This window comes from Streptomyces tsukubensis (assembly GCF_003932715.1).
In the GTDB taxonomy this organism is placed as follows: domain Bacteria; phylum Actinomycetota; class Actinomycetes; order Streptomycetales; family Streptomycetaceae; genus Streptomyces; species Streptomyces tsukubensis.
Window position 1 is genome coordinate 1,473,095 of sequence record NZ_CP020700.1, and the last position, 12,260, is coordinate 1,485,354.

The 12,260-nt window shown below is 72.3% G+C and carries 11 protein-coding genes; 6 read left to right on the top strand and 5 right to left on the bottom strand.

Annotated features, from left to right (window positions below; translation table 11 throughout):
- Positions 1 to 81 precede the first annotated feature (81 nt).
- From B7R87_RS05115 to B7R87_RS05125, 3 genes are all read left to right on the top strand, one after another.
- Positions 82 to 1,470, top strand: coding sequence for an erythromycin esterase family protein (locus B7R87_RS05115; protein ID WP_130585434.1), 1,389 nt, complete (start codon positions 82 to 84; stop codon positions 1,468 to 1,470).
- A 97-nt stretch (positions 1,471 to 1,567) separates the two neighbouring features.
- Positions 1,568 to 3,016 (top strand): serine-threonine protein kinase, encoded by a 1,449-nt coding sequence (locus B7R87_RS05120; protein WP_130585433.1) that lies wholly within the window; start codon positions 1,568 to 1,570, stop codon positions 3,014 to 3,016.
- A 331-nt stretch (positions 3,017 to 3,347) separates the two neighbouring features.
- On the top strand, positions 3,348 to 3,962 hold the full coding sequence (locus B7R87_RS05125) for a hypothetical protein (protein WP_040916752.1): 615 nt from the start codon (positions 3,348 to 3,350) through the stop codon (positions 3,960 to 3,962).
- Positions 3,963 to 4,270: 308 nt separating this feature from the next.
- Here the strand turns inward: B7R87_RS05125 and soxR are convergent, their stop codons facing one another.
- Positions 4,271 to 4,855: a redox-sensitive transcriptional activator SoxR gene (gene soxR, locus B7R87_RS05130; RefSeq protein WP_006350147.1), complete on the bottom strand. Its 585-nt coding sequence runs from the start codon at positions 4,853 to 4,855 to the stop codon at positions 4,271 to 4,273.
- 169 nt (positions 4,856 to 5,024) lie between these two features.
- Between soxR and B7R87_RS05135 the strand changes: the two genes are divergently transcribed.
- On the top strand, positions 5,025 to 5,489 hold the full coding sequence (locus B7R87_RS05135; RefSeq protein ID WP_006350146.1) for a MaoC family dehydratase: 465 nt from the start codon (positions 5,025 to 5,027) through the stop codon (positions 5,487 to 5,489).
- A 63-nt stretch (positions 5,490 to 5,552) separates the two neighbouring features.
- On the opposite strand, the gene B7R87_RS05140 is transcribed toward B7R87_RS05135, so the two are convergent.
- Positions 5,553 to 6,188 carry a TetR/AcrR family transcriptional regulator gene (locus B7R87_RS05140; RefSeq protein ID WP_006350145.1) on the bottom strand — a complete coding sequence of 212 codons (636 nt, stop codon included), beginning with the start codon at positions 6,186 to 6,188 and terminating at the stop codon, positions 5,553 to 5,555.
- Between the two features lie 91 nt (positions 6,189 to 6,279).
- Positions 6,280 to 7,431, bottom strand: coding sequence for an acyl-CoA dehydrogenase family protein (locus B7R87_RS05145; protein ID WP_006350144.1), 1,152 nt, complete (start codon positions 7,429 to 7,431; stop codon positions 6,280 to 6,282).
- Positions 7,432 to 7,507: 76 nt separating this feature from the next.
- Here B7R87_RS05145 and B7R87_RS05150 point away from each other — a divergent pair, with 76 nt between their 5' ends.
- Positions 7,508 to 8,149, top strand: a complete 642-nt coding sequence (locus tag B7R87_RS05150; RefSeq protein WP_006350143.1) for a TetR/AcrR family transcriptional regulator — start codon at positions 7,508 to 7,510, stop codon at positions 8,147 to 8,149.
- A 112-nt stretch (positions 8,150 to 8,261) separates the two neighbouring features.
- On the opposite strand, the gene B7R87_RS05155 is transcribed toward B7R87_RS05150, so the two are convergent.
- Complete coding sequence (locus tag B7R87_RS05155; protein ID WP_006350142.1) at positions 8,262 to 9,731, bottom strand: CitMHS family transporter; 1,470 nt, start codon at positions 9,729 to 9,731, stop codon at positions 8,262 to 8,264.
- 218 nt (positions 9,732 to 9,949) lie between these two features.
- Entirely contained in the window at positions 9,950 to 10,582 is a 633-nt protein-coding gene (locus tag B7R87_RS05160) for a TetR family transcriptional regulator (protein WP_006350141.1), read from the bottom strand.
- A 266-nt stretch (positions 10,583 to 10,848) separates the two neighbouring features.
- Between B7R87_RS05160 and hmgA the strand changes: the two genes are divergently transcribed.
- Positions 10,849 to 12,228 carry a homogentisate 1,2-dioxygenase gene (gene hmgA / locus B7R87_RS05165; protein ID WP_040916750.1) on the top strand — a complete coding sequence of 460 codons (1,380 nt, stop codon included), beginning with the start codon at positions 10,849 to 10,851 and terminating at the stop codon, positions 12,226 to 12,228.
- The last annotated feature ends 32 nt before the right edge of the window (positions 12,229 to 12,260 follow it).

Below are 12,260 nucleotides of genomic sequence, written 5' to 3' on the forward strand. Positions count from 1 at the left end.
GGCGGGACGGGGGGTTTCCCCAACTCCGGACGGAGGACTGCCGGATGGTCCGCCGGTGATCACGGACGTCAGGCTGGTGCCATGACGATCTCCGATCCGAGTACACCTCGCCGTACCGTGCTGCGCGCCGCGTCCGCCGTCGCCCTGGGCGGGCTGGTCGCTGCCACCGCCCCGGCCACCGCCGCCACCGCCGCTCCCGTGCCCCCGGCCGCCGCCGGGCCTCCCGGCCCCGATCCCCTGCCCGCGCTGCGGCGGGCGGCCCGGCCGCTCGCCGATCTGCGCCCGCTGGAGGACATGGTGGGCGCGGCGGCGATCGTCGGCGTCGGGGAAGCCACGCACAGCTCGCGGGAGTTCTTCCGCACCAAGAACCGCATCTTCCGGCAGCTGGTGGAGCACCGCGGTTTCACCACGTTCATGCTGGAGACGCCGTGGAGCAGCGGGGTGCGGCTCAACGCCTATGTGCTGCGCGGCGAGGGCGATCTGCGGCAGATCATGGAGGAGGAGTTCCAGAGTTCGTATCTGCTGTGGCGGACCCGGGAGTATCTGGACCTGCTGCGCTGGATGCGGCAGTACAACCTCCGCCGTCCGGACCGGCCGGTGCGGTTCGCGGGCAACGACTGCTCCTACGCGGGGCCCGAACTGTTCGACGCGGTGACCGCTCATGTCGCCGACCGCCGTCCGGAGCTGCTGCCCCGGCTGCGGGCGCTGTACGCGGCCTCCCGGCCCGTCGGCACCCTCCACGAGTGGACGGAGCGGTATCTGACCCGGCCGATACCGGAGCGGAGGGCGATGGCGGCGGAGGTGGCCGAGGCGCTGGAGCTGGTGGAGTCCGTCCCGGCGGGGACGGGGGCCGCCGCCCGGGAGCATGCCTGGGCCGTGCAGCACGCGCGGGCGATCGCCCAGGTCGGTGAGTTCTACACCCATGACTACTTCGCATCGGCCGAAGCGCGGGCGGAGATGATGCTCTACCGCGACCGGATCATGGCCGAGAACACGGTCCGCTGGCACCGGCTCACGGGCGAGAAGGTACTGCTGTCGGCGCACAACGGGCATGTGGGATACGAGTCCACGCGGCCCGATATGTACCCCCGGCTCCAGGGCGCCTTCATCCGGGATCTGATGGGCAGCGCCTATATATGTGCCGGTTTCACCTTCGGCCGGGGTTCGTTCAATGCCATGGACCTCGACGATCCCGCGGAGCCGATCCGCCGCTTCTCGGTGGGACCGGCCGCACCGGGCAGCAACGAGGAGACGCTGGAACGGGTCCGGCCGGGGAACGGGAACGGGAACGGGAACTACTACATCGACATGCGTACGGCGGCTCCGTCCGCGCGGCGCTGGCTGGGCCGCACCCGCCCCACCAGGAGCATCGGCAACTCCTGGCCGGAGGCGCCGCTCGACACGGATCTGCTGTCGTCCTACGACGTACTGATCCACCTCTCCCGGATCAGCGCGGCGGACCGGATCTGAGCGGATCGCGTCCCGGGTATGGCCGGGGCTCGTCTTGCGCAGGATCCTGCTGACGGGTCCGCACCTCCGGCGGGTCCGCCAGGGGGAGGGGGCGGTCATGCCGCGCTGGGACGTGGGACCGTATCAGGACATCGGCTTCGACCGGGACGGCGACGTCGATCCCGAGCAGCGGCACCGGCTGCTGGGACTGGAGGTCACCGACCTCGTGATGTTCGCCCATGGCCGGAACCACTCCCCCGTGGCGGCCCGGGAGATGTACGAGGGCTTCTTCGCCGCCCTGCCCGAGCTGGTGGGGCGGGGGGTGCGGCCGGGGTTCGCGGGCGTGGGGTGGCCGTCGATGACCTTCCCGGACGAGCCGCCCGGCCGGCCCGGGGTCTCCGGGCGGCTGCCGGGTCCACCGGCCGGGGGCGGGGCGGCCGGGGAGAAGGTCGCGGGCCCGGTGACCGCCGGGGGCGAGGGGCTGGACCCCACCGTCCGGCAGTCCCTCGTCTCCCTCTTCCCGGGGCACCGCGAGACCGTGGCCCGGATGGGGGCGCTGTTGGCGGAGCGGCCCGAATCGGCCGCGGCGGTCACCGAGTTCGGGCGGCTCGCGCGGAGGCTGGCCGAGGCGCCGGCGGGCGGGCTGGAGTCCGCCTGTTTCACGGACGATCTGCCCGGGGACGAGCAGGGGCCGCCCGCGCTGCTGTTCGAGGATCCGTTGTCGCTCTGCCGGAGGTTCGCCGGGGTGCTGGAACGGGTCGAGTCGGAGGCCGCCGGGGCCGGGTTCCGCGGTGCGCCGGGTCCGGGAGGCGAGGATCCCGGGCGCCTGGGTGCGGGGCGCGGGGGTCTGTGGCACGGGGGTGCGGGTCCGGCGGGGGTGTGCCGGGCCTCCGGGGCGCCGCAGGTCTGGCGCGGCGCCCGGGAACTGCTGCGGCAGACCACCTACTACGCGCTCAAGCGCCGGGCGGGCGCGGTCGGGGAGCTGGGGCTCGGCCCGCTCCTCGGGCAGCTCGCCCGCAGCCGCCCCGCGCTCCGGGTCCATCTGGTGGGCCACGGGCAGGGCGCCCGGCTGGTCGCGTTCGCGCTGCGCGGTCTCCCCGACGGCGTACGGACCGTGAAGTCGGTGACGCTGCTCCAGGGCGCCTTCTCGCACTATGCGTTCGCCACCGCACTGCCGCATGCCCCCGGGCGGTCCGGCGCGCTGCGGGCGATGGAGCACCGGGTGGACGGACCGGTGGTGGCCTGCCACTCGCGGTACGACAGCGCGCTCGGGGCCCTCTACCCGGTCGCCTCGGCCCCGGCGCACGACGGCCACTCCCCCGTGCCCGCCGGATCCGGGGACCCCCGCTGGTGGGCCATGGGGCACAGCGGTATCCACGGCGTCGAAGGGACGGTCCGGCTCTCGCTGGACGAGGCCCTCGCCGAGGGGTTGCCCCGGTCCGGCTGTGTGAGCGTGGACGCCTCTTCGGTGGTCCGCGACGGCGCCCCGCCGTCGGGCGCGCACGCCGATGTCCGCCGTCCGGAGCTGGCCCGGCTGGTGGTGACGGCGGGCCGGCTGGGCGACTGACCGCGCGGGCAGGGGCGTTCGGCCGCCGGGACGGGGCCCACCGGGCCGCCCCGGACACGACGGGCCGTACGGGCCCGGGGCCGGACATCGGCGTCCGGCCGGAGGTGGAACCTTGCCGCAGGCGTGTTCGTTCAGGGGAAGAGGGCGTTCAGCGCGGGCCTTTCGGGGCAGGCGGGAGGACGAGGAGGGGCGTGTCGTGCCGGGAGCGGGTTCCCCGGCCCGGTGGACGCTCGGCTGATGGCCGCCATCGGAATTCCGATGGAGCCGGATCGGGCGCTCGTACGTCCCACTTCTCGACGCCGATGTACCAGCGACGGAGGTGGCGGTGACGATGGCCGGATTCCGGAGTCTTGCGAGACAGGTGCGCGATCCGCGGTGCGATCTGGCACTGAGGCGCTATTCCCTGCGCAAGTGCCTTGAACGATTCGCCCCTTACGGGCACCGCGCGACCTGGGACCATCTGTGCGCACGGCACGGGTTCGGTCCCGAGGACCGATCCCCCGACCCGGCGAGGCTGGTGGCCGCGCTGGACGAGCTGGAGCGGGCGCGCGATATCTGGCTGGCGTACGAGGAGGAGTTCGCCGACCGCCGCAAGCGCGAGAAGCACGACGGGCTGCGGCGTCCGCCGTCCGGCGACGAATGGCACCGGAACGTCTGGGGCGGCAACGGGGTGGCGCGCTGCGACAGCCCCCGTGAGCATCCCTCGGCACCGCTCGACGAGGTGATGCGGAGACTGGTCACGGCGTTGGCGGGGGCGCCCGGCGCTCACTGCCCCGTCTGCGGGACCTCCGCGATCGTCTGGCGCCAGGTGCTGAAGAACGCCCCCTGGGCCGGTCCCGTCTGCACGGGCTGCGGCATCCTCCTCCCCCGCCCGGTGCTCACGGACGACGCGGTCGCCGCTGCCCAGCAGGCGGCGCGGCACACGGTGCTCGCCTCCGTGGCCTGAGCAAATCCGTGGCCTGAGCCTCGCGGACAGGTCCCGGAGCAGTGCCGTAACTGTCGTCGTGGGCCCGACGAGTCCGCTCGGACAGTCCCTGGGCCCCCTGGCCGTAGCAGACGGAAAATGGTTCGCCCCACTCCTTTGCCCCGCGGAGAGTGGTACCCACGCAGGGGCGCCGCCGGGCCGGCGGCGCTCGCGTGAGGCGGGCCTGATACGGGGGTGCGGGCCCGCCTCGAATCGAACCGACCCCGTCACAGCACATCACGGCACGGCACGGCAGCCGTGACGGCGACGGTGCGGCGCCGGACCGTCCGTCACCCGGCTCCGTCTCGTCCGTCCGGTGCGGTCTGTGCCTCCGCCGACTCGCACGGACCCGAAGCCTTGTCCCCGGCCGCCCCTCCATCACAGGGTCCCGATGCGTCCTTTGCGTCCTCGGCCGCCCACAGGGGACCGGGCATAAGACGGGAGCCGGGCCGTTGACGGCCGAAGGCGTCCTCGGGGTTGGACAGGGCGCAGGTCTCCAGGGAGAGGCAGCCGCAGCCGATGCACTCGGTCAGGGTGTCCCGCAGCCGCCCGAGCTGTTTGATGCGCTGGTCGAGTTCACGGCGCCAGGTCCGGGAGAGGCTTGCCCAGTCCTCGCGGTCGGGGGTCCGTTCCTCCGGCAGCTCCGCCAGGGCGTCGCGGATCGTGGACAGCGGGATACCGACGCGCTGCGCGGCCCGTACGAACGCCACCCGGCGCAGGGTGTCCCGGCTGTAGCGGCGCTGGTTTCCGCTGGTCCGGCGGCTGTGGATCAGCCCCTTGGACTCGTAGAAGTGCAGGGCCGACACGGCCGCGCCGCTGCGCTGCGAAAGCTGGCCGACCGTGAGTTCGCTGATGGTGTCGGTAGGTGGGGGCACCCTTCGAACACTACTGGGTGGTCCGTTGACACGGCCGCCGTGCCCGAGGATGCTGAGCGGACGCTCAGGCAACCGTCGGTGAGGTGTTGCACGGACCGCCGTCCGGGGCCGTACCCAACCACCGTACGACGGCGACAGCATCGCCCACCGAGAGGCAGGGACCGGGGACATGGCCGAGCCGAGGGTCTTCACCTCCGCCGCCGAACTGCAGGCCGGGATCGACGAGCCGCTGGGGCGGAGCGACTGGCTGGAGATCGACCAGAAGCGGATCGACCTCTTCGCGGAGGCGACCGGCGACCACCAGTGGATCCATGTCGACCCCGCACGGGCGGCGGACGGCCCGTTCGGAACGACCGTCGCCCACGGCTATCTGACGCTGTCGCTGCTGCCCCTGCTGGTCCCGCAGGTGCTTCGGGTCACCAGCATGAAAATGGGGCTGAACTACGGGACGGACAAGGTCCGCTTCCCCGCCCCCGTACCCGTGGGCTCGCGGCTGCGCGCCGCCGTCACCCTGACCCGTGTCGAGACGGCGAACGACGGCGGGGTGCAGGTGACCGCCCTGGTCACGGTGGAACGCGAGGGCGGCGAGAAGCCGGTGTGCGTGGCGGAGTCCGTATCGCGCTACTACTTCTGAGACCGCGGGGCGCGCCGGACTCGGGGGCCGGTGCCGCGGCCCGCGGTGCGTTCCGCCCGCCGGTCAGCGCCGGGCCGAGACCATCCGCAGCACCAGGTCCGCGTAGAGCGCGCCGACCTCCTCGGGCGTACGCCTGCCGTTGACGTTGAACCAGCGGGCGACGTCGATGCAGAGGGAGAGCACGGCCAGCGTGGTCCCGGGCACGTCCGGCACGTCGAACTCGCCCGACTCCACCCCCTCGTGGATGATCTCCCGGACCACGGCATCGCTGCGGCGCCGCAGGGCCACGATCTCGGTGCGGTGCTCGGGGGTCAGTGCGTCCAGCTCGTACTGGACCACCCGGGCCGTGTCATGGCGTCCGGCGTGCCAGCGCACGAAGGAGGAGACGGCACCGGCCAGCTTCTCGCCCGGGGTGCCGCCGCGCGCCACGGCGGTCGACAGCACCTCCAGCGCCCGGGTGTGACCGATGCTGCTGATCCGGTGGAGCAGCTCCTCCTTGGTCTTGTAGTGGATGTAGAGGGCGGCGGGGCTCATTCCGGCGCGGCTCGCGATATCGCGGGTGGTGGTGGCGTGGTAGCCCCGCTCCGCGAAGGCCGCGACCGCGGCGACGAGCAGCCTGCGCGCGGCCTCGGGCGCCACCTCGCCCCACGGGACGTCTTCGCCCCCGCAGTCGGGCGTCGTGTCGTCGGCCGCGGTCATCGGCTCTCCTTCTGCTGATCGGGGCATCACCATACCCCGAAGGTGAGCAAGCGCTTAGGTCGTCGGCACCGGGACCGGTCGGGGCCCGTCCTCAGAAGGCGGAGACGCCGGTCAGAGCCCTGCCGATGATCAGCTTCTGAATCTGGCTGGTGCCTTCGTAGAGTGTCATCACCCGGGCGTCCCGGACCAGCTTCCCGACCGGGTACTCGTCGATATAGCCATAGCCACCGTAGACCTGGAGCGCGTTGTTGGCCGCCCGGACGGCCGCCTCGGATGCGTACAGCTTCGCCTGCGACGCGGCGGTGGCGAAGTCCTCCCCCCGGTCGGCCAGACCCGCGGCCCGCCAGGTCAGCAGCCGGGCGGCGGCCACGTCCACGGAGATGTCGCTGATCAGCTCCTGGACGAGCTGATGGCCCGCGATGGGCCGGCCGAACTGCTCCCGCTCACCCGCATAGCCCACGGCCGCGTCCAGCGCGGCCTGCGCGATCCCCACACAGCCCGCGGCGACGGAGATCCGGCCCCGGGTGAGCGCGGACATCGCGACCGAGAAGCCCTTGCCCTCCGGCCCGAGCATCGCGGACGCCGGGACGCGCACCCGGTCGAGCACCAGCTCGGCGGTGGCCTGACCGCGCAGTCCGAGCTTGCCGTGGACGGGGGTCCGGGTCAGCCCCGGGCTGTCCGCGGGGACCAGGAAGGCGGAGATGCCGCGATGACCGGGGGCGCCTCCGGTCCTGGCGAAGACCAGGGCCACATCGGCCCAGGTGCCGTTGGTGATGAACATCTTGGTGCCGGTCAGGAGGTAGTCGCCGCCGTCCCGGTCCGCCCGGGTGGTCAGGTTCCCGGCGTCGGAGCCGGTGCCGGGCTCCGTCAGCCCGAAGCAGCCGAGCGCCTCGCCGGAGGTGAGCCGCGGCAGCCAGGTGCGCTTCTGCTCCTCGTCGCCCCAGGCCGCGATGGTCTTGGTGACCAGCCCGAGGGAGACGGAGACGATGCCCCGCACGGAGGAGTCGCCACGCCCCAGCTCCTCGGTGACCAGACAGTACGTCAGATGGTCACCGCCCGAGCCGCCGTAGTCGGGGTCGACGGCCAGCCCGAGGAAGCCCAGGGCACCCAGCTTCCCGACGATGGCCCGGTCGACGGTCTCGGCCCGGTCCCAGGCCGTGGCGTACGGGGCGACCTCCCGGCGTACGAAGTCCTCGGCCAGCCGGCGTACCGCCGACTGCTCGGCGTTCAGCTCCAGATCCACGTTCCCGACCCCTTTGACCAGCCCAGCCTTTAACTAGCGCTGATAGTTTTTATGGACGGGCCCTACTATGAGCCCCATGGCCCGACCCCGCAAGCCCCTCCTCAGCCGTGACCGCATCGTCGCCGCGGCAAGCGCGCTGGTGGACGCCGAGGGGCTCGACGCGGTCTCGACCCGCCGCCTCGCCGCGGAGCTGGGCGTCAGCGGCCCTTCGCTCTACAACCACTTCCGGACGAAGGACGAGATCCTCGAAGTGGTCGCGGACGCGGTCAGCGACCGGATCGACCTGTCGATGTTCGACCCGGACGACGGGCGCGACTGGCCGACCGCGCTGCACGACTGGGCGCACTCGTACCGCGCGGCCCTGCGGGCCCATCCGAACATCGTGCCGGTCTTCGCCCGCGGCCCGGGCCGCCGTCCGGCCGGGCTACGGATCGCCGACGCGGTGTTCGGCGCGATGGTGCGCGCGGGCTGGCCGCCCGCCCAGGCGACCCGGATCGGCGCGCTGATGCGCTACTTCATCACCGGCTCCGCCCTGGGCTCCTTCGCCCGGGGGTTCGTGGACGACGCGACGGCGTACGACCCCGCCGTCTATCCGCATCTGGGCCGCGCGCATCTGCTCGCGGAACACCGGGAACAGGTCGACGAAGGCGCGTTCGAGACGGGCCTGCGGGCGATCATCGACGGGCTTTCCGTCCAGTACGCGGCCCTGGGCCGGTAGCCCCCCGGCGGGCGCCGGAACAGCCCGGAGAGCCCGGAGAGCCCGGACGGCCCGCGCCCCGGCGACCGTGGAGGTCGCCGGGGCGCTGTGGGGGGAGGGAGTGGTGCGGTGGTCAGATGATGCCGAAGAGCACTCCGGCGGCGAGGACCACGAGCGAGGTGAGCGCCGCCCATTTGACGGTGAACCGGGTGTGGTCGCCGAACTCCACCTTGGCCATGCCGACGAGGACGTAGACCGCGGGCACCAGCGGGCTGGACATGTGCAGCGCCTGGCCGACGAGGGACGCCCGGGCGATCTCCAGCGGGGACACCCCGTGGGCGGCACCGGCCTCGGCGAGCACGGGCAGGACGCCGAAGTAGAAGCCGTCGTTGGACATGAAGTACGTGAGCGGCAGGCTCAGCAGACCGGTGACGATGGCCATGTGCGGGCCCATGCCCTGGGGGATGGCGTCGACCAGCCAGTCCGCCATGCTCTTGACCATTCCGGTGCCGGTGAGGACTCCGGTGAAGACGGCGGCGGCGAAGACCATTCCGGAGACGTTGAGGACGTTCTCGGCGTGGGCGCCGATCCGGGCCTTCTGCTCGGCCATGTTGGGGTAGTTGACCGTGAGCGCGAGGGCGGCACCGAGCAGGAACAGCACCGGGATGGGGAGCAGCTCCATGATCATCGCCGTGAGGAGGGCGATGGTGAGACCGGCGTTGAACCAGTAGAGCTTGGGGCGCAGGGTGGACCGGTTGGGGTCGAGGCCCTGGAAGCCGTCCGCGTCGTCGTCGCCGGGGGCAGCCGCGGAGTCGGAGGCGTCGCCGCCGGGACCGCTGACGGAGGCGGAGGAACCGGAAGAACCAGCGGAACCAGCGGAACCAGCCGTACCAGAAGTACCGGAGGCAGCCTTGTCGGTGCCCGAGCCGGTCTTGACCAGGACCGTCTCGGAGTCCTTCTCGGTCTCCAGCGCCTCGTCGAGGGAGAGGTAGCCCAGGCGCTTGCGCTCCCGCAGACCGAGGACGTACGCGAGGATGAAGACGAAGAGCAGACCCACCAGCAGCGCCGGGATCATCGGGACGAAGATGTCGGCGGCGTCGAGCTTCAGCGCGGTCGCGGCGCGGGCGGTCGGGCCGCCCCAGGGGAGGGTGTTCATCACGCCGTTGGCCGTGGCGGCGATGCCGGTCATCACGACCAGGCTCATCTTCAGGCGCTTGTAGAGGGGGTACATCGCCGAGACGGTGATCATGAAGGTGGTGGAGCCGTCGCCGTCGAGGGAGACGATCGCGGCGAGCACCGCCGTACCGACCACGACCCGCATGGGGTCGGCCTTGCAGAACCGCAGAATGCCGCGGACGATCGGGTCGAAGAGACCGACGTCGATCATCACACCGAAGTAGACGATGGCGAACATCAGCATCGCGGCGGTCGGCGCGAGATTGCCGACGCCTTCGATGACGTAGTCCCCCAGCTTGGCGCCGTCGCCGACGAGGACGCAGAAAAGCGCGGGGATCAGGACCAGCGCCGCGATGGGCGACATCTTCTTCATCATGATCAGGACCAGGAAGGTCGCGATCATCGCGAAGCCGAGGATTGTCAGCATGGGGGGCTACCTAACGTTCATCCTTGAACTCCCACCGAGTCGGCGGTCCGGATGACGTTAGGTCGCGTCAAACAGCGTTAACAAGATGTTGACGTGCGAGCAATACGAGCAAAACCCCAGGTGAACGCAGTGTCACGGCCGGAGCCCGGCCTCGCGGGGCCGACCGAGGCGCCGTCTCGCCGTACCGTACGGGGTCCGCCCGAGCGGTACGCGGCCGGTCAGCCCGCCGGATCCGCGGCCGCCTCGGGGTCGAGGGCCCCGGCCAGATAGGCCCGCAACAGCGCCCGCGCCTCCGCGATGACCGCAGGGTCCCCCTCGTCCGCGATCCGGAAGGCGAGCTGGAGCACCGCGTCCGCCGCCTCGACGGCGACCAGGACGGTCCGGCGCAGCCCGGCGTCCGGATCCCGGCCGGTCCGGGCCGCGAGAAAGCCGGTGAGCCGGTCGGCGAGCGCATGCTCGGCACCCGCGGGCGGGCCGCCGACGGGAATCCGGTACCCGAAGTCCACCAGGGAGAACCCCGGGGCGGTCCGCTTCATCAGGACGTACTCGTCGAGCACCGCGTCCAGCAGTCCGCGCCAGTCGCCCGGGGGCAGCGACGCCACCCGTTCGGCGACCCGCCCGTCGTACCGGTCGAGGTTACGGGCGGCGAGCGCGTCCACCAGCGCGCGCTTGTTGCCGAAGAACCGGTAGACGGATCCGATCGGCACCCCCGCCCGCACGGCGACCGTCCGGGTGGACAGCTCCTCGTACCCCGACTCGTCGAGCAGCTCGGCGCAGGCGTCGAGAATCCGCGTGAGCCGCTCCGCGCTGCGCGCCTGGACGGGTTCCCGCCGTAGATGGGGGTGGGGCACGCGCCCATCATGCTGCATCGGACGCGGGCGGACGGGCGCTTCACCCGGGAAGTCCACGTTCGACCGATACGGGACCCCGGGCCGCTACGGGCGTCCGCGACCGCCGGTCCCGCACCGCGGGACCGGCTGCCCGCACGGTGCCTGCACACTTCCCGCACAGCCGGACGGGGCGTCGCCGTTGACGGGGTCCCTTCGCAATCCTACGGTGGTCCATAGGATTGACGAGGGCATCCATGAAGGACCTTCCTCCGGCACCGGGAGTGGCGATGAGCGGAAGCGGGCAGACGGCACGGCGGCCCGAAGGGGCGGCGGGCGGCGGCGGGGCGGTCGAGCGGGCGCGGGAGATCGCGGGGTCGCTGGAGTACACCGGGGGATTCGGCAACGAACATGCGTCCGAGGCGCTGCCCGGGGCGCTGCCGGTCGGGCGGAACTCGCCCCAGCGCGCACCGCACGGCCTCTACGCCGAGCAGCTCAGCGGCTCCGCCTTCACCGAGCCGCGGGCGGTCAACCGGCGTTCGTGGCTCTACCGGATCCGGCCGTCGGCCGCGCATCCGCCGCTGCACCGGACCGACAACGGGAAGGTGCGCAGCGGCCCGTTCACCGAGGCGATCCCCGACCCGAACCGGCTGCGCTGGAACCCCCTGCCCGACCCCGCGCCGGGTACGGACTGGCTGGCCGGGCTCTGGACCCTGGGCGGCAACGGCGACCCCGCCGAGCGCTCCGGCATGGCCGTGCACCTGTACCACGCGAACGCGCCCATGACGGACCGGGTGTTCGGCAACTCCGACGGCGAGCTGCTGATCGTCCCGGAGTCCGGCGGGCTGCTGCTGGTGACCGAGCTGGGCAGGCTCGCGGCGCGCCCCGGGGAGGTCGCACTGATCCCCCGCGGCGTACGGTTCCGGGTCGAGCTGCTGGACGAGCGGGCCCGCGGCTACGTCTGCGAGAACTACGGCCGGCCGTTCCAGCTGCCCGACCTCGGCCCGATCGGCGCCAACGGTCTGGCCCATCCCAGGGACTTCCTCGCCCCCGTCGCCGCGTACGAGGACGTCGAGCGCCCGGTCGAGGTCGTCACCAAGTACTGCGGCCAGCTGTGGGCCGCGACGTACGACCACTCGCCGCTCGACGTCGTCGCCTGGCACGGCAACCATGTGCCGTACGTCTACGACCTGAACCGCTTCAACGTCATCGGCACCATCTCCTACGATCACCCGGACCCGTCGATCTTCACGGTCCTCACCTCCCCCACCGACACCCCCGGCCTCGCGGACGTCGACTTCGTCGTCTTCGCCCCGCGCTGGCTGGTCGGCGAGGACACGTTCCGCCCGCCGTACTTCCACCGCAACGTGATGAGCGAGTACATGGGCCTCATCCAGGGCGCGTACGACGCGAAGACCGCGGGCGAGGGCGGTTTCGTCCCGGGCGGCGGGTCGCTGCACCCGATGATGTCGGCCCACGGGCCCGACCGGGAGACCTTCGAGCGGGCGAGCGCGGCCGAGCTGAAGCCGCAGAAGCTGGACGACGGGCTCGCCTTCATGTTCGAGACCCGGCGGCCCGTGGTGGTCACCCGGCAGGCCGCGGAGGCCCGGCACCGCCAGAAGGAGTACGACAGCGTGTGGCAGGGTCTGGAGCGACACTTCCCGTCCTGACCCCACGGTCTCGCCCGACCCGGAGATACGGA

Bases quoted from the DNA above. Each gene is read 5' to 3' on its own strand.
- hmgA (WP_040916750.1), top strand. From the start codon at position 10,849: ATGAGCGGAAGCGGGCAGACGGCACGGCGGCCCGAAGGGGCGGCGGGC.
- B7R87_RS05140 (WP_006350145.1), bottom strand. From the start codon at position 6,188: ATGACCGCGGCCGACGACACGACGCCCGACTGCGGGGGCGAAGACGTC.
- B7R87_RS05120 (WP_130585433.1), top strand. From the start codon at position 1,568: ATGCCGCGCTGGGACGTGGGACCGTATCAGGACATCGGCTTCGACCGG.
- B7R87_RS05125 (WP_040916752.1), top strand. From the start codon at position 3,348: ATGGCCGGATTCCGGAGTCTTGCGAGACAGGTGCGCGATCCGCGGTGC.
- B7R87_RS05155 (WP_006350142.1), bottom strand. From the start codon at position 9,731: ATGCTGACAATCCTCGGCTTCGCGATGATCGCGACCTTCCTGGTCCTG.
- B7R87_RS05135 (WP_006350146.1), top strand. From the start codon at position 5,025: ATGGCCGAGCCGAGGGTCTTCACCTCCGCCGCCGAACTGCAGGCCGGG.
- B7R87_RS05150 (WP_006350143.1), top strand. From the start codon at position 7,508: ATGGCCCGACCCCGCAAGCCCCTCCTCAGCCGTGACCGCATCGTCGCC.
- B7R87_RS05115 (WP_130585434.1), top strand. From the start codon at position 82: ATGACGATCTCCGATCCGAGTACACCTCGCCGTACCGTGCTGCGCGCC.